This window comes from Pseudorhodoferax sp. Leaf267, assembly GCF_001422405.1.
In the GTDB taxonomy this organism is placed as follows: Bacteria; Pseudomonadota; Gammaproteobacteria; order Burkholderiales; family Burkholderiaceae_C; genus Pseudorhodoferax.
The window spans coordinates 1-15,885 of the sequence record NZ_LMMV01000023.1 but is presented as its reverse complement, the minus strand read 5'-3'; the positions used below and the strand labels follow the sequence as shown (position 1 = coordinate 15,885).

Below are 15,885 nucleotides of genomic sequence, written 5' to 3'. Positions count from 1 at the left end.
GTCATCCCAGCGTGTCCGACCAGATGTTCTGCGCCCAATTCATCGCGTACACACCTTCGAGCTCGGTCGGCCCGGGGCTCACGCCGCCCGAGCCGGCCACGGTCTTGAAGGTCTTGTCGGCCTTGTCGTAGGCATGCACGCTGGCCACGTGGACCACGTTGCGGTCGTCGACGAAGCTGTAGCAGGTGTTGTTCAGCATGGGCGCGGGGTTCACGTCCCAGCCCGCCAGCTGGGCCACGATGGCCGCCGCCGCGACCTTGGCGTGGCCGTTGGCCATGTGGCCGCTCTTGGGCATGGCCGGCGCGATCTGGATCGCGTCGCCGATCACGAACACGTCGCGCGCGGCCGTCGATTCGAAGGTCTGGTAGTTGACGCCGCACCAGCGGTTGTTGGCCATGTTGTTCAGGCCCGCCTGCACCGCGATATTGCCGGCCCGCATGGCGGGCAGCGCGTTGATGACCTGGGCCTTCACATCGTCCTGCACGTCGAACTTGACGAGGCCGGCCCGGGCGTCCACCGCGGTCACCTTGTGCTGGCCGCGGTATTCGACGATACCCTTGTACTGCTCGGCCCAGACCTTCTTGAACAGCGGGCCCTTGGACGTCACGTCGGGGTTGGCATCGAGGATCAGCACCTTGCTGCGCGGCTTCGCATTTTTGAAATACCAGGCGACCTGGCAGGCGCGCTCGTAGGGGCCGGGCGGGCAGCGGTACGGCGCTTCGGGGATGGTGATGGCGTAGACGCCACCGTCGGGCATGGCCTCCAGCTGGCGCCGCAGCGCCACCGTTTCGCGGCCGGCTTTCCAGGCCTGCAGGATCTGGCCAGAGGTGTGGGCCGCTTCCAGCCCCTCGATGCTGCCGAACTGCAATTCGACGCCGGGCGAGACCACCAGCTTGTCGTAGCCGATCGTCGCGCCACTGGCCAGGCGCACCGTACGCGCGGCCGTGTCGATGGCATTGGCCGTGTCGCGCACCACCGTCACGCCATGCCGGCGCGACAGCGCCGTGTAGGGCGTCGTGATGTCGGCGATCTGCTTGCTGCCGCCGATCACGAGGTTGGAGATCGGGCAGGAGACAAAGGCCTCGTTCGGCTCGATCAGCACCACGTCGATCCTGTGGTCGGACAGCAGGCGCACGTACTTGGCCGCCGTGGCGCCGCCGTAGCCGCCGCCGATGACGACGACCCTGGCCTTGGTCGGAATCGCGGTGGTGCTGGCGCAACCCGCCAGGCCCAGCAAGGCCAGGCCGGCGGACGCGTGCAGGAAAGAGCGTCGTTGTTGCATGGTGGTCGCTCCTGGCATCACTTGGCCTGCGCGGCGAAATAGCCGGCGATCTGCGCGATCTGCGCGTCGCTGTAGCCCTTGCTGAGCTGGTGCATGATGGTCGCGGGCCGGGCGCCGCTCTGGAACGCCTTCATTTGCGCGACGATCTGCTCCTGCGGCATGCCGGCCAGCGAGACGACGCTGGAGCCGGGCTGGGCGCGGCCCGCGGTGCCATGGCAGTTGGCGCAGGTGGCGGCCAGGCTGCGCACATACAGCGCATCCGGCGACTGTGCCGCAGCAGGCAGGAAGGCCGCGGCCAGCAGGGGCGCGGCGAGCATCGTGGTCCATCGCATGGGTTCTGTTCTCCTCGTGGGTGGCGGTGCCGGTCGAAAGCGGCCGACAGTATCCGGCACGCCACGCGCGCGCGTCAGAAGTTGTGGGCAGATGCTTATGCGATCTTCTACAGGCTGCGCGCCGGCCTGAAGCCGAACAGCCAGGCCAGCAGCACGGCCGGGAACTGGCGCACCGCGCGGTTGTAGACCTCGACGGCGGTGGCGAAGGCCTTGTCCGCACTTTGGGTCTGCGTGGTGATCGCCTCCCATTCGGCCCGCATCGCCGCCACGCTTTCGTCGCCGCGCGATGCGGCCAGCGTGTCGTCGTCCACGTACTGCCAGGCCATCAGCAGCACGGTGCGCGCGGCAACCAGTGCTGCCATGGCGGCCGGGTCCATGGGGTTGCCGCGGGCTGCCGCCAGCGAGGCGGTGAACTGCGCCGTCGCGGCGCGCAGGTTGGTCCAGACGTCACCGGCACGCGGTGGCGCGCCGTCGGCCGGCGGCGTGGGCGCGTGCTGCGCCATCCAGGCCGCGTAGCGGTCGAACTGCGCCACCAGGCTGGCGAAGATGCTGAGCACCTTGGCGCGCAGGCGCACGAGTCGGTTATAGGCGCCGACGGACCAGAACAACAGCACGGCCGCCACGCCCCACCACACCAGCAGCGGGCTCCACACGCCCTGCATCACCGACTGCACCCCATTGCGACCCCTCCAAGAAAAACACCCCGGATCCCCATGATAGGGAGCCGGGGTGTGGCGCCAGCGCGGCCAGGCCGCGCGGGATGCGCTTAGTCGTTGACCGGCGACTCGCCCGATTCGGCGACCGAGGTCTCCTGGCCTGCCAGTTCGGCGGCTTCGGCGTCGGCGATGGCGCGGCGCTCGGCGTCGTCCATCAAATCCTTGGCCTTGCGTGCCTGGTGGTAGGCCATGCCGGTACCGGCCGGGATCAGACGGCCCACGATCACGTTTTCCTTCAGGCCACGCAGCTCGTCGCGCTTGCCCATGATGGCCGCTTCGGTCAGCACGCGCGTGGTTTCCTGGAAGGACGCCGCGGAGATGAACGAGTCGGTCGACAGCGAGGCCTTGGTGATACCGAGCAGCAGGTTGGTGTAGGTCGCCGGGATCTTGTCCGCCGCGCGCAGCGCGTCGTTCGTGTCCAGCATCTCCGAACGCTCGACCTGCTCGCCGCCGATGTAGCCGGACTCGCCGGGGTTCTCGACCACGACACGGCGCAGCATCTGGCGCACGATCACCTCGATGTGCTTGTCGTTGATCTTCACGCCCTGCAGGCGGTAGACGTCCTGCACTTCGTCGACGATGTAGCGCGCCAGTTCCTCGACACCCAGCAGGCGCAGGATGTCCTGCGGATCGGCCGGGCCGTCGACGATGGATTCGCCCTTGTTGACCACCTGGCCTTCGTGCACCACGATGTTCTTTTCCTTGGGCACGAGCTCTTCCCAGACCTTGCCTTCCGGATCGGTGACCTGCAGGCGCACCTTGCCCTTGGTCTCCTTGCCGAACGACACGGTACCGGTCTGCTCGGCCAGCAGGCCCTTGTCCTTGGGCGTGCGGGCTTCGAACAGCTCGGCCACACGCGGCAGACCGCCGGTGATGTCGCGCGTCTTCTGGCCTTCGACCGGGATGCGGGCCAGCACTTCGCCGGGGCCCACTTCCTCGCCGTCGCGCACCTGGATCAGCGCACCAATCGGGAAGCCGATGGTCACCGAGTGGTCGGTGCCGGGGATCTTCACTTCGTTGCCAGAGGCATCGATCAGCTTGATCTGCGGACGCACGACCTTGGCCGCGCCGCGGCGCTTCGGGTCGATGACCACCAGCGTGGACAAGCCCGTCACTTCGTCGACCTGGCGGGCGACCGTGAGGCCTTCCTCCACGTTCTCGAACTTCGAGCGGCCCGCGAACTCGGTGATGATGGGGCGCGTCAGCGGGTCCCAGTTGGCCAGCACGACACCGGCCTTGATGGCCTGGTCGGCCTTGACGGCCAGAGTCGCACCGTACGGCACCTTGTGGCGCTCGCGCTCGCGGCCATGCTCGGTGATGATGATTTCGCCGGAACGCGAGATCACCACCAGTTCGCCCTTGCTGTTGGTCACGTAGCGCATGGTGGCGTTGAAGCCCACCGTGCCGCTGGACTTGGCTTCCACGCTGGAGGCGATCGCCGCACGCGAAGCGGCGCCACCGATGTGGAAGGTCCGCATCGTCAGCTGCGTGCCGGGCTCGCCGATGGACTGGGCAGCGATCACACCGACGGCTTCGCCGTTGTTGATCAGGCCGCCGCGGCCCAGGTCGCGGCCATAGCACTTGGCGCAGATGCCGAAGCGCGTGGCGCAGGTCAGCGCGGTGCGGACCTTGACTTCGTCGACGCCCACGGCTTCGAGCTCGTCGATGATGTCTTCTTCCAGCATCTCGCCGGCCGGCAGCAGCACCGAGCGGTTCTCGGGGTGCAACACGTCGTCGGCCGTGGTGCGGCCCAGGATGCGGTCGCGCAGCGACTCGATGACTTCACCGCCCTCGACGATGGCGCGCATGACCGTGCCGTCGTGCGTGGTGCAATCGTGCTCGGTCACCACCAGGTCCTGCGTCACGTCGACCAGGCGGCGCGTCAGGTAGCCCGAGTTGGCCGTCTTCAGCGCCGTGTCGGCCAGACCCTTGCGCGCACCGTGCGTGGAGATGAAGTACTCCAGCACATTCAGGCCTTCGCGGAAGTTCGCCGTGATGGGCGTCTCGATGATGGAGCCGTCGGGCTTGGCCATCAGGCCCCGCATGCCGGCCACCTGGCGGATCTGCGCGGCGGAACCGCGGGCGCCCGAGTCGGCCATCATGTAGATGGAGTTGAAGGACTCTTGGTCCACTTCCTTGTCGGTGCGGTCCATGACCTTCTGCTTGGACAGCTGGGCCATCATCACCTTGGACACTTCGTCGCCCGACTTGCCCCAGATGTCCACGACCTTGTTGTAGCGCTCTCCAGAGGTCACGAGACCGGAGACGTACTGCTGTTCGATCTCCTTCACTTCCTTCTGGGCGCGCGTGATGATGCCGGCCTTCTCCTTGGGCACCAGCATGTCGTCGATGCAGATCGAAATGCCGGCCTTGGTCGCGAGCCGGAAGCCGGCCTGCAGCAGCTTGTCGGCGAACACCACGGTCTCCTTCAAGCCGCACTTGCGGAAGCTGACGTTGATCAGCTTGGAGATTTCCTTCTTCTTCAGCGCCTTGTTCAGGTTGGAGAAGGGCAGGCCCTTGGGCAGGATCTCGGACAGCAACGCGCGGCCGCCCGTGGTTTCCCACAGCTTGGTCGACGGCGTGAACTCGCCCGTGGTCTTGTCCTTGGCGTACTCCGTGAGGCGCACGTTGATCTTGGCGTTCAGGTCGAGCTCGCCCGCATCGAACGCACGGCGCACCTCGCCGGTGTCGGCGAAGATCAGGCCCTCGCCCTTGCCGTTGATGCGCTCGCGGGTCGTGTAGTACAGGCCCAGCACCACGTCCTGCGACGGCACGATGGACGGCTCGCCGGAGGCGGGGAACAGGATGTTGTTGGAGGCCAGCATCAGCGTGCGGGCTTCCATCTGCGCTTCCACCGACAGCGGCACGTGCACGGCCATCTGGTCACCGTCGAAGTCGGCGTTGAACGCAGCGCAGACCAGCGGGTGCAGCTGGATGGCCTTGCCTTCGATCAGGATGGGTTCGAAGGCCTGGATGCCCAGGCGGTGCAGCGTGGGCGCGCGGTTCAGCAGGACCGGGTGCTCCTTGATGACCTCTTCCAGGATGTCCCAGACCACCGGCGTGCCGGACTCGACTTCCTTCTTCGCGGCCTTGATCGTGGTCGCGATGCCCATGGCTTCCAGGCGCGAGAAGATGAAGGGCTTGAACAGTTCGAGCGCCATCAGCTTGGGCAGGCCGCACTGGTGCAGCTTGAGCGTGGGGCCGACCACGATGACCGAGCGGCCCGAGTAGTCGACGCGCTTGCCCAGCAGGTTCTGGCGGAACCGACCGCTCTTGCCCTTGATCATGTCGGCCAGGGACTTGAGCGCGCGCTTGTTGGCGCCCGTCATGGCCTTGCCGCGGCGGCCGTTGTCCAGCAGGCTGTCCACAGCCTCCTGCAGCATGCGCTTTTCGTTGCGCGCGATGATTTCAGGCGCCTTCAGCTCCAGCAGACGGCGCAGACGGCTGTTGCGGTTGATGACGCGGCGATACAGGTCGTTGAGGTCGGAGGTCGCGAAGCGTCCGCCGTCCAGCGGCACCAGCGGACGCAGGTCCGGCGGCAGCACGGGCAGCACGTTCAGCACCATCCACTCGGGCTTGATGCCGGACTTCTTGAAGGCTTCCAGCAGCTTCAAGCGCTTGGCGTTCTTCTTGATCTTGACTTCGGAGCCCGTCAGGTCGTTGCGCAGCTTCTCGATCGAGTCCTCGATGTCGATGGACTCCAGCAAGTCCTTGATGCCCTCGGCGCCCATCTTCGCGGTGAACTCGTCACCGTATTCCTTGCGCTTCGCGTCGAAGTCGTCCTCGGTCATGATCCCGTACTTCTTGAGCGGGGTCATGCCGGGGTCGGTCACGACATATGCCTCGAAATACAGCACGCGTTCGATGTCGCGCAGCGTCATGTCGAGCACGAGGCCCAGGCGCGACGGCAGCGACTTCAGGAACCAGATGTGGGCGCAGGGCGCGGCCAGGTCGATGTGGCCCATGCGCTCGCGACGCACCTTGGTCTGCGTGACTTCCACGCCGCACTTCTCGCAGATCACGCCGCGGTGCTTGAGGCGCTTGTACTTGCCGCACAGGCACTCGTAGTCCTTGATGGGGCCGAAGATCTTGGCGCAGAACAGGCCGTCGCGTTCGGGCTTGAAGGTGCGGTAGTTGATGGTCTCAGGCTTCTTCACTTCACCGAAGGACCACGAGCGGATCTTCTCCGGCGAGGCCATGCCGATGCGGATCGCATCGAAATGCTGGTCCGGCGTGAACTGCTTGAACAGGTCGAGTAATGACTTCATAACGTTGTTCCTTTGCTTGCCTGGTTAGCTGCGTTCCAGCTCGATGTCGAGGCCGAGCGAGCGGATTTCCTTGACCAGCACGTTGAACGATTCCGGCATGCCGGCTTCGATCGAGTGTTCGCCCTTGACGATGGACTCGTAGACCTTGGTGCGGCCGACCACGTCGTCGGACTTCACGGTCAGCATTTCCTGCAGGGTGTACGAGGCGCCATAGGCTTCCAGCGCCCACACTTCCATTTCCCCGAAACGCTGGCCGCCGAACTGGGCCTTGCCGCCCAGCGGTTGCTGCGTCACCAGCGAGTACGGGCCGGTCGAACGCGCGTGCATCTTGTCATCCACCAGGTGGTGCAGCTTCAAGAAGTGCATGTAGCCGACCGTGGTCGGGCGCTCGAACTGCTCGCCGGAGCGTCCATCGAACAGGTGCGCCTGGGTGCGCGTCTCGGTCAGGCCCTTGAGCTTGGCGATCTCGTCCGGATAGCCCAGCTTGAGCATGGCGCGGATGTCCTCTTCGGACGCACCGTCGAACACCGGCGTCGCGAACGGCACGCCGTGCGACAGGTTGGCGGCCATCTCGAGCACGTCGGTGTCGCTGAGCTGCGACAGGTCTTCCTTGCGGCCGGACTTGTTGTACAGCTCGTCGAGGAACTTGCGCAGCTCGGCGATCTTGGCCTCAGCCTGCAGCATGTCGCCAATGCGTTGGCCGATGCCCTTGGCAGCCCAGCCCAGGTGCACTTCTAGCACCTGTCCCACGTTCATCCGCGACGGCACGCCCAGCGGGTTCAGGCAGATGTCGCACGGCGTGCCGTCGGCCATGTAGGGCATGTCTTCGACCGGAACGATCTTGGACACGACGCCCTTGTTGCCGTGGCGGCCGGCCATCTTGTCGCCGGGTTGCAGGCGGCGCTTGACGGCCAGGTAGACCTTGACCATCTTGAGCACGCCCGCGGGCAGCTCGTCGCCCTGCGTGAGCTTCTTGCGCTTCTCTTCGAAAGCCAGGTCGAAGCTGTGGCGCTGCTGCTCGATCGAGTTCTTGATGGACTCGAGCTGGGCGGCGACTTCATCCTCGGCCGGGCGGATGTCGAACCAGTGGAACTTCTCGACCGAGCCCAGGTAGGCCTTGTCGATCTTGGTGCCCTTGGCCAGCTTCTGCGGGCCGCCGTTGGCGACACGGTTGGTCAGCAGCTTCTCGATCCGGTCGAACGCATCGGCCTCGACGATGCGCAGCTGGTCGTTCAGGTCCAGGCGGAAGCGCTTGAGCTCGTCGTCGATGATCTGCTGGGCGCGCTTGTCGCGCGTGATGCCTTCACGCGTGAAGACCTGCACGTCGATGACCGTGCCTTGCGAGCCCTGGTCCACGCGCAGCGAGGTGTCCTTCACGTCGGAAGCCTTCTCGCCGAAGATCGCGCGCAGCAGCTTTTCTTCCGGCGTCAGCGTGGTCTCGCCCTTGGGCGTGACCTTGCCGACCAGCGTGTCGCCGGGCATGACTTCGGCGCCCACGTAGATGATGCCGGACTCGTCCAGGCGGTTGAGCTGCTGCTCGGCCAGGTTCGGGATGTCGCGCGTGATTTCCTCGGCACCCAGCTTGGTGTCGCGGGCCATGACCACGAGTTCCTCGATGTGGATCGAGGTGTAGCGGTCGTCGGCGACCACGCGTTCGGAGATCAGGATCGAGTCTTCGAAGTTGTAGCCGTTCCAGGGCATGAACGCGATCAGCATGTTCTGGCCAATGGCGATCTCGCCCAGGTCGGTCGATGCACCGTCGGCGATGACGTCACCCTTGGCCAGCAGGTCCCCCTTCTTGACGATGGGACGCTGGTGGATGTTGGTGTTCTGGTTGGAACGCTGGTACTTGATCAAGTTGTAGATGTCCACACCGACTTCACCGGCCACAGCCTCGGCGTCGTTCACGCGCACCACGATGCGGGTGGCGTCCACGTAGTCGACGATGCCGCCGCGCGTGGCCGTGACCACGGTGCCGGAGTCGACGGCGGCAACACGCTCGATGCCGGTGCCGACCATGGGCTTTTCAGGGCGCAGCACGGGCACGGCCTGGCGCGACATGTTGGCGCCCATCAGCGCGCGGTTCGCATCGTCATGCTCCAGGAAGGGCACGAGCGAGGCCGCCACCGACACGATCTGCGCGGGCGACACGTCCATGTATTGCACGCGTTCCGCGCCGACCAGGATGGACTCACCCTTTTCGCGGGCCGACACCAGGTCGCCGGTCAGCTTGCCTTCGCCGTCCAGCGTGGCGTTCGCCTGGGCGATCACGTACTTGCCTTCCTCGATGGCCGACAGGTAGTCGATGTCCATCGTGACCTTGCCGTCGACCACACGGCGGTACGGCGTCTCGATGAAGCCGTACTCGTTCAGGCGGGCATACAGGGCCAGCGAATTGATCAGGCCGATGTTCGGGCCTTCGGGCGTTTCGATCGGGCAGACGCGGCCGTAGTGGGTCACGTGCACGTCGCGCACTTCGAAGCCTGCGCGTTCGCGGGTCAGACCGCCCGGGCCCAGGGCCGAGACGCGGCGCTTGTGCGTGATCTCGGCCAGCGGGTTGGTCTGGTCCATGAACTGCGACAGCTGCGAGGCGCCGAAGAATTCCTTCAGCGCGGCCGAGATCGGCTTGCTGTTGATCAGGTCGTGCGGCATCAACGGCTCTTGCTCGGCCTGGCCCAGACGCTCCTTCACAGCCTTCTCGATCCGGGCGAGGCCGGCGCGGTACTGGTTCTCGGCCAGCTCGCCGACGCAACGCACGCGGCGGTTGCCCAGGTGGTCGATGTCATCGACTTCGCCGCGGCCATTGCGCAGGTCGACGAGGATCTTGACCACGGCCAGGATGTCCTCGTTGGTCAGCACCATGGGGCCGGTGGCTTCGTCGCGGCCGACCTTGGCGTTGAACTTCATGCGCCCCACGCGCGACAGGTCGTAGGTGTCCGGGTTGTAGAACAGGCGCTGGAACAGAGCCTGCACGGCGTCTTCCGTCGGCGGCTCGCCGGGACGCATCATGCGGTAGATGGCGACGCGGGCCGCGAACTCGTCGGCCGTTTCGTCCGAACGCAGGGTCTGGCTGATGTAGGCGCCCTGGTCCAGCTCGTTGGTGTAGATCGCGGGCAGGTCCTGCACGCCGGCCAGGCGCAGCTTCTTGAGCAGCGCTTCGGTCAGCTCATCGTTGGCCTTGGCGATGATCTCGCCGGTGTCGGCGTCCACGATGTTCTTGGCAACCACGCGGCCGATCAGGAAATCCTCGGGCACGCTGATGTGCGTGGTGCCGGACTGCTCCAGATCCCGCGTGTGGCGGGCCGTGACGCGCTTGTCCTTGGCGACGATGACCTTGCCCGACTTGTCGGTCAGGTCGAAGCGGGCCACCTCGCCGCGCAGGCGCTCGGGCACGAACTCCATCTGCGCGCCGCTGTCCATCAGGCGGAAGTTATCGTTGACGAAGAAGTTCGCCAGGATGGACTCCGGGTTCAGGCCGATGGCCTTGAGCAGGATCGTGACCGGCATCTTGCGACGGCGGTCGACGCGGAAGTACAGCACGTCCTTGGGGTCGAACTCGAAGTCCAGCCAGGAGCCGCGGTAGGGGATGATGCGCGCGGAGAACAGCAGCTTGCCCGAGCTGTGCGTCTTGCCCTTGTCGTGCTCGAAGAACACGCCGGGCGAACGGTGCAGCTGGGACACGATCACGCGTTCCGTGCCGTTGATGATGAAGGAGCCCTTATCGGTCATCAGGGGCACTTCGCCCATGTAGACCTCCTGCTCCTTGACTTCCTTAACCACCTTGGACTGCGAGGTCGACGACTCGCGGTCGTAGATGATGAGCTGCACCTTGGCGCGCACGGCCGAGGCAAAGGTCAGGCCACGCGTCTGGCACTCACGCACGTCGAAAGCCGGCTTGGCGAGGTTGTATTCCACGTACTTCATCTCGACATAGCCGTTGTGCGAGACGATGGGGAACGCCGCCTCGAAAGCGGCCTGCAAGCCCTCGGGCGTGCGCTTGCTGTGGGGAACTTCCGCCTGCAGGAACGCGGTGTAGGCGTCCTTTTGCATCTGCAGCAGGTAAGGAACTTCCAGCACGCTGTCGCGGCTGCCAAAGTTCTTACGAATGCGCTTTCGTTCGGTGTACGTATAGGCCATGAGATCTCCGGGCGAGGATTCGAATCCTGCGACTGTGGCGCCGGGGCATCACACCCGGCGAACTTGGCGGTTGGCCACTACCAACCTCTGGCGGACAGCGATGCATTGCACATCGCCCGAACCAAGGCATCTTTTGCAGTCGAGTCAAAAGACACTCGAAAGCCACGCATCACGTCGCTTTCGGCTGGCTTTTGGGGGCGCCGCGACGGGCGCCCCACAAGCACCAAAGGCTGGAGGCCCACGAGGGCGCTCCAGCCTTGGAGAGCAGGCTGATTACTTCAGTTCAACCTTGGCGCCGGCATCTTCCAGCTTCTTCTTGGCTGCGTCGGCGTCGGCCTTGGCGATGCCTTCCTTGACGGCCTTGGGAGCGCCGTCGACCAGGTCCTTGGCTTCCTTCAGGCCCAGGCCGGTGATTTCGCGCACGGCCTTGATGACGGACACCTTGTTCGCGCCGGCTTCCAGCAGCATGACGTTGAACTCGGTCTTTTCTTCAGCAGCGGGTGCAGCAGCACCGCCGCCGGCTGCGGGTGCGGCCATGGCGGCTGCGCTCACGCCAAACTTCTCTTCGATGGCTTTCACCAGGTCGTTGAGTTCGAGGACCGTCATGCTGTCGAGCGCGGTCAGGAATGCGTCTTTATCGAATGCCATTTTGATTTCCTAAGTTAAGTTGGGTGAATTCGTCGCGCTTCAAGCGGCAACGGCTTCTGCTGCCGGTTCTTCGGCAGCGCCTCCACCCTTTTGCTCGGCGAGTGCGGCCAGGACACGGGCCGTACGCGAGATCGGGGATTGCATCAAGCCCAGCAATTGCGCCAGCAGCACTTCCTTGGAAGGGATATTGGCCAGTTGCTTCACGCCGTCGACGTCCAGGGCCTTGCCACCGAATGCGCCACCGCGGATCACCAACTTGTCGTTGGTCTTCGCGAAGTCGGCCACCACTTTCGCGGCGGCCACGGCATCGGTCGAAAAGCCATAGATCAGCGGGCCGGTCATCTGGTCGGACACGACTTCGAATGCACTGCCGGCGACAGCGCGGCGAGCCAGCGTGTTCTTCAACACGCTGAGGCTCACCCCACCGGTACGCGCAGCGGAGCGCAGACGGGTCATGTCGGCGACCGTGATGCCACGGTATTCCGCGATCACGAGCGTTTGAGCTTGTGCGGCGAGGCTGGTCACATCACTGATGACCGCTTCTTTCTCACTGCGATTCAGACTCAAGGTCTACTCCTTTATGTGTGCCGTCGGGCCGGAGCCTTCGGACACGCCTTCTTGCAGCGACCAACTGTTCAGGAAAAACTCCATCTGCAGCGGGATCGCCATCTGCGTTGGCCGTTTTCACGATTAAGCCGCCGGGGATCGAGATCCCCACAGGCGCCAACGGTCTTGGATGACCCGCCCGGCATGCCGGGCGACCCACCACGAGGACGGCTCCCTGAGGAACCGCCCACATTTCTTGCGATTACGCCGAGATGGTCTGGGTGTCTACGCGGACACCGATGCCCATGGTCGACGAGACCGCCACCTTGCGCAGGTACAAGCCTTTGCTGGTCGCGGGCTTGGCCTTGGTCAGCGCTTCGATCAGGGCCACCAGGTTGCCTTGCAGCTTGTCCGATTCGAACGAACGCAGGCCAATGGTGCCGTGCACGATGCCAGCCTTGTCGACGCGGAACTGGACCTGGCCAGCCTTGGCGTTCTTGACGGCGGTGGCGACGTCGGGCGTCACGGTGCCGACCTTGGGGTTGGGCATCAGGCCGCGCGGGCCCAGGATCTGGCCCAGCGTACCGACCACGCGCATGGCGTCCGGCGCAGCGATGACCACGTCGAAAGGCATGTCGCCAGCCTTCACGCGGGCTGCCAGGTCGTCCATGCCGACGATGTCGGCGCCAGCCGCCTTGGCTTCTTCGGCCTTGGCACCCTGGGCGAACACGGCAACGCGCTTGGTCTTGCCGGTACCGTTGGGCAGCACGACGGCACCACGCACCACCTGGTCCGACTTCTTGGCGTCCACGCCCAGCTGCACGGCCACGTCGATGGATTCATCGAACTTGGCGGTGGCGGCGTCCTTCACCAGCGCGAGTGCGTCGGTCAGTGCGTACAGCTTGTTGCTGTCGACCTTGCCTTGCAGCGCTTTTTGTTTCTTGGTCAGCTTGGCCATTTAGAGACCCTCCACCGTGATGCCCATGGAACGGGCGGAACCTGCCAGCGTGCGGATGGCGGCATCCACGTTCGCGGCGTTCATGTCCTTCAGCTTGGTCTTGGCGATCTCTTCCAGCTGTGCGCGGGTGATCTTGCCGACCTTGACCGTGTGCGGCGTGGGCGAACCCTTGTCCAGCTTGACGGCCTTCCTGATCAGGACCGTCGCGGGCGGGGTCTTGATGATGAAGGTGAAGCTCTTGTCCGCGAACGCGGTGATGACCACCGGCAGCGGCAGGCCCGGCTCGACGCCCTGGGTCTGGGCGTTGAACGCCTTGCAGAACTCCATGATGTTGAGGCCGCGCTGACCCAGGGCCGGGCCGATCGGGGGGGATGGGTTGGCCTTACCCGCTGGCACTTGCAGCTTGATGAAGCCGACGATTTTCTTCGCCATGGATGAACTCCTTACGGGTGCTGACGCTCTGGCGGACCTGGCGGCCCGACCTCGGCTCCCCGGGGTTGAAGACTCTTGCTAGTTCACAAGCATTTGCGCCGAGTCGAAGAGCGCAGACACCGATCAGGTGGCGGGGCCGAACCCCGCAGCCTCATGTTTTCTCGATCTGGCTGAATTCCAGCTCGACGGGGGTGGCGCGACCGAAGATGGTCACGGACACACGCACCTTGCTCTTGTCGTAGTTGACCTCCTCGACCGAACCGTTGAAGTCGGTGAAAGGGCCCTCCTTGACGCGCACGTATTCGCCAACCAGGAACTCGATCTTGTGGCGCGGCTTCTCCACACCCTCCTGCATCTGGCTGACGATCTTGACGACCTCTTCTTCCGAGATCGGTGCCGGGCGGTTCTTGGCGCCGCCGACGAAGCCCGTCACCTTGTTCGTGTGCTTGACCAGATGCCAGGACTCGTCGTCCATCTGCATCTCGACGAACACGTACCCTGGGAACAGGCGGCGCTCAGTGGTCTTGCGCTGGCCGTTCTTGACCTCGACCACTTCTTCGGTCGGCACCAGGATGCGGCCGAACTTGGTCTGCATGCCGGCGCGGTTGATGCGCTCGGTGATGTTGCGCTCGACCGCCTTCTCCATGCCCGAGTAGGCGTGGACGATGTACCAGCGGAAATCCGGATTGGTCGGAGCCGGCGACGGCTCCTGCGAAGGAGATTCCACAGCGTCAGTCATTTATTTCTTCCAGCCCAGGATCAGGTCGTAGAACAACCACTCCAGGGTCTTGTCCGTGAGCCACAGAAACACCGCCATGATCACCACGAAGGCGAATACATAGGCCGTCATCTGCATGGATTCCTTGCGCGTCGGCCAAACGACCTTCTTGACCTCACGCCAGGCGTCGCGACCGAACGCGATCAGCTGGCGCCCTGGCTCGCAGGTCAGGAACAGCGCCACGGCTGCCGCCAGGCCCACGAGCAGGATGGCCCACTGCGCCACCTGGCCCTGCTGCCGCAGCAGATAGAAGCCAGCCACCGCCGCCACGACAAGCGCCACGGACGCACCCATCTTGGCCTTGTCCGCGCCGGTACTGACTGTTTCAACTTGCGAAGTCGCCATGTCGGCCTTGTTCCTGCTTCAACTACATGCACGCCCGAAGACGCTAAAAGCCCGTCAGGTCCTGACGGGCTTCGGAGGGTTCGCCAACCTGGAGATCAGGTGGCAGGGGCAGTAGGAATCGAACCTACAACCTTCGGTTTTGGAGACCGACGCTCTGCCAATTGAGCTATACCCCTACGAACTCACTCAGGCAATGATCTTGGCCACGACACCAGCGCCGACCGTCTTGCCGCCTTCGCGGATGGCGAAGCGCAGGCCTTCTTCCATGGCGATCGGGTTGATCAGCTTNGCAATGATCTTGGCCACGACACCAGCGCCGACCGTCTTGCCGCCTTCGCGGATGGCGAAGCGCAGGCCTTCTTCCATGGCGATCGGGTTGATCAGCTTGACAGTGATGCTGACGTTGTCGCCGGGCATGACCATTTCCTTGCCTTCAGGCAGCTCGATCGCACCAGTCACGTCCGTCGTGCGGAAGTAGAACTGCGGGCGGTAGTTGTTGAAGAAGGGCGTGTGGCGGCCGCCTTCGTCCTTGGACAGCACGTACACCTCGGAGGTGAAGTGCGTGTGCGGCTTGATGGAGCCGGGCTTGCACAGCACCTGGCCGCGCTCGACTTCTTCGCGCTTGGTGCCGCGCAGCAAGATGCCCACGTTGTCGCCCGCCTGGCCCTGGTCCAGCAGCTTGCGGAACATTTCCACGCCGGTGCAGGTGGTCTTGAGCGTGGGCTTGATGCCGACGATCTCGATTTCCTCACCGACCTTGACGATGCCGCGCTCCACACGGCCGGTCACGACGGTGCCGCGCCCGGAGATGGAGAACACGTCTTCGACGGGCATCAGGAAGGCACCGTCCACGGCACGCTCGGGCGTGGGGATGTAGCTGTCCAGCGCGTCGGCCAGCTTCATGATGGCGCCTTCGCCCAGGTCGCCCTTGTCGCCTTCCATGGCGAGCTTGGCCGAGCCGTGGATGATGGGGGTGTCGTCGCCGGGGAAATCGTACTTGTCCAGCAGTTCGCGCACTTCCATTTCGACGAGCTCGAGCAGCTCGGCGTCGTCCACCATGTCGCACTTGTTCAGGAACACGATGATGTAGGGCACGCCGACCTGGCGGGCCAGCAGGATGTGCTCGCGCGTCTGGGGCATCGGGCCGTCAGCGGCCGAGCACACCAGGATGGCGCCGTCCATCTGGGCGGCACCGGTGATCATGTTCTTGACGTAGTCGGCGTGGCCGGGGCAGTCCACATGGGCGTAGTGGCGGTTGGCCGTTTCGTATTCCACGTGCGCGGTGTTGATCGTGATGCCGCGCGCCTTTTCTTCAGGCGCTGCGTCGATCTGGTCGTAGGCCTTGGCCGAGCCGCCGAACTTGGCTGCCAGCACGGTGGTGATGGCCGCCGTCAGCGTGGTCTTGCCGTGGTCCACGTGACCGATGGTGCCAACGTTCACGTG

At 64.8% G+C, this 15,885-nt stretch carries 12 protein-coding genes, 1 tRNA gene and 1 pseudogene; all 14 read right to left on the bottom strand.

Features of this window, described 5'->3' with window-relative positions; all coding sequences use genetic code 11:
* Window position 1 precedes the first annotated feature (1 nt).
* Window positions 2–1,282, bottom strand: a complete 1,281-nt coding sequence (locus tag ASF43_RS22085) for an NAD(P)/FAD-dependent oxidoreductase (RefSeq protein ID WP_056185824.1) — start codon at window positions 1,280–1,282, stop codon at window positions 2–4.
* A gap of 17 nt (window positions 1,283–1,299) precedes the next feature.
* Window positions 1,300–1,614, bottom strand: coding sequence for a c-type cytochrome (locus tag ASF43_RS22080; protein WP_056185823.1), 315 nt, complete (start codon window positions 1,612–1,614; stop codon window positions 1,300–1,302).
* A 107-nt stretch (window positions 1,615–1,721) separates the two neighbouring features.
* Window positions 1,722–2,276, bottom strand: a complete 555-nt coding sequence (locus ASF43_RS22075; RefSeq protein WP_056185820.1) for a hypothetical protein — start codon at window positions 2,274–2,276, stop codon at window positions 1,722–1,724.
* 104 nt (window positions 2,277–2,380) lie between these two features.
* Window positions 2,381–6,598 carry a DNA-directed RNA polymerase subunit beta' gene (gene rpoC, locus ASF43_RS22070; protein ID WP_056185818.1) on the bottom strand — a complete coding sequence of 1,406 codons (4,218 nt, stop codon included), beginning with the start codon at window positions 6,596–6,598 and terminating at the stop codon, window positions 2,381–2,383.
* 24 nt (window positions 6,599–6,622) lie between these two features.
* Window positions 6,623–10,735 (bottom strand): DNA-directed RNA polymerase subunit beta, encoded by a 4,113-nt coding sequence (gene rpoB, locus ASF43_RS22065; RefSeq protein ID WP_056185815.1) that lies wholly within the window; start codon window positions 10,733–10,735, stop codon window positions 6,623–6,625.
* Window positions 10,736–11,008: 273 nt separating this feature from the next.
* On the bottom strand, window positions 11,009–11,383 hold the full coding sequence (rplL, locus tag ASF43_RS22060) for a 50S ribosomal protein L7/L12 (protein WP_056185811.1): 375 nt from the start codon (window positions 11,381–11,383) through the stop codon (window positions 11,009–11,011).
* A 39-nt stretch (window positions 11,384–11,422) separates the two neighbouring features.
* A complete protein-coding gene (rplJ, locus tag ASF43_RS22055; RefSeq protein WP_056185808.1) occupies window positions 11,423–11,950 on the bottom strand; it encodes a 50S ribosomal protein L10 in 528 nt (175 codons plus the stop codon).
* Between the two features lie 241 nt (window positions 11,951–12,191).
* Window positions 12,192–12,887 carry a 50S ribosomal protein L1 gene (gene rplA, locus ASF43_RS22050; RefSeq protein ID WP_056185805.1) on the bottom strand — a complete coding sequence of 232 codons (696 nt, stop codon included), beginning with the start codon at window positions 12,885–12,887 and terminating at the stop codon, window positions 12,192–12,194.
* Window positions 12,888–13,319, bottom strand: coding sequence for a 50S ribosomal protein L11 (gene rplK, locus ASF43_RS22045; RefSeq protein ID WP_056185802.1), 432 nt, complete (start codon window positions 13,317–13,319; stop codon window positions 12,888–12,890).
* A 151-nt stretch (window positions 13,320–13,470) separates the two neighbouring features.
* Window positions 13,471–14,058: a transcription termination/antitermination protein NusG gene (gene nusG, locus ASF43_RS22040; RefSeq protein ID WP_056185801.1), complete on the bottom strand. Its 588-nt coding sequence runs from the start codon at window positions 14,056–14,058 to the stop codon at window positions 13,471–13,473.
* Window positions 14,059–14,442, bottom strand: coding sequence for a preprotein translocase subunit SecE (gene secE / locus ASF43_RS22035; protein WP_056185798.1), 384 nt, complete (start codon window positions 14,440–14,442; stop codon window positions 14,059–14,061).
* A 100-nt stretch (window positions 14,443–14,542) separates the two neighbouring features.
* A tRNA-Trp gene (locus tag ASF43_RS22030) sits at window positions 14,543–14,618 on the bottom strand.
* A gap of 10 nt (window positions 14,619–14,628) precedes the next feature.
* Window positions 14,629–14,730: pseudogene (locus ASF43_RS32330) on the bottom strand (elongation factor Tu); the annotation flags it as partial.
* A gap of 1 nt (window position 14,731) precedes the next feature.
* Window positions 14,732–15,885: elongation factor Tu (gene tuf / locus ASF43_RS22025; protein WP_235578334.1), on the bottom strand; the 1,154-nt coding region annotated here is incomplete at both ends.

What these genes read in the sequence shown, in the direction of transcription:
- ASF43_RS22085 (WP_056185824.1), bottom strand. Translation starts at nt 1,282, where the DNA reads ATGCAACAACGACGCTCTTTCCTGCACGCGTCCGCCGGCCTGGCCTTG.
- ASF43_RS22080 (WP_056185823.1), bottom strand. Translation starts at nt 1,614, where the DNA reads ATGCGATGGACCACGATGCTCGCCGCGCCCCTGCTGGCCGCGGCCTTC.
- ASF43_RS22075 (WP_056185820.1), bottom strand. Translation starts at nt 2,276, where the DNA reads ATGCAGGGCGTGTGGAGCCCGCTGCTGGTGTGGTGGGGCGTGGCGGCC.
- rpoC (WP_056185818.1), bottom strand. Translation starts at nt 6,598, where the DNA reads ATGAAGTCATTACTCGACCTGTTCAAGCAGTTCACGCCGGACCAGCAT.
- rpoB (WP_056185815.1), bottom strand. Translation starts at nt 10,735, where the DNA reads ATGGCCTATACGTACACCGAACGAAAGCGCATTCGTAAGAACTTTGGC.
- rplL (WP_056185811.1), bottom strand. Translation starts at nt 11,383, where the DNA reads ATGGCATTCGATAAAGACGCATTCCTGACCGCGCTCGACAGCATGACG.
- rplA (WP_056185805.1), bottom strand. Translation starts at nt 12,887, where the DNA reads ATGGCCAAGCTGACCAAGAAACAAAAAGCGCTGCAAGGCAAGGTCGAC.
- rplK (WP_056185802.1), bottom strand. Translation starts at nt 13,319, where the DNA reads ATGGCGAAGAAAATCGTCGGCTTCATCAAGCTGCAAGTGCCAGCGGGT.
- nusG (WP_056185801.1), bottom strand. Translation starts at nt 14,058, where the DNA reads ATGACTGACGCTGTGGAATCTCCTTCGCAGGAGCCGTCGCCGGCTCCG.
- secE (WP_056185798.1), bottom strand. Translation starts at nt 14,442, where the DNA reads ATGGCGACTTCGCAAGTTGAAACAGTCAGTACCGGCGCGGACAAGGCC.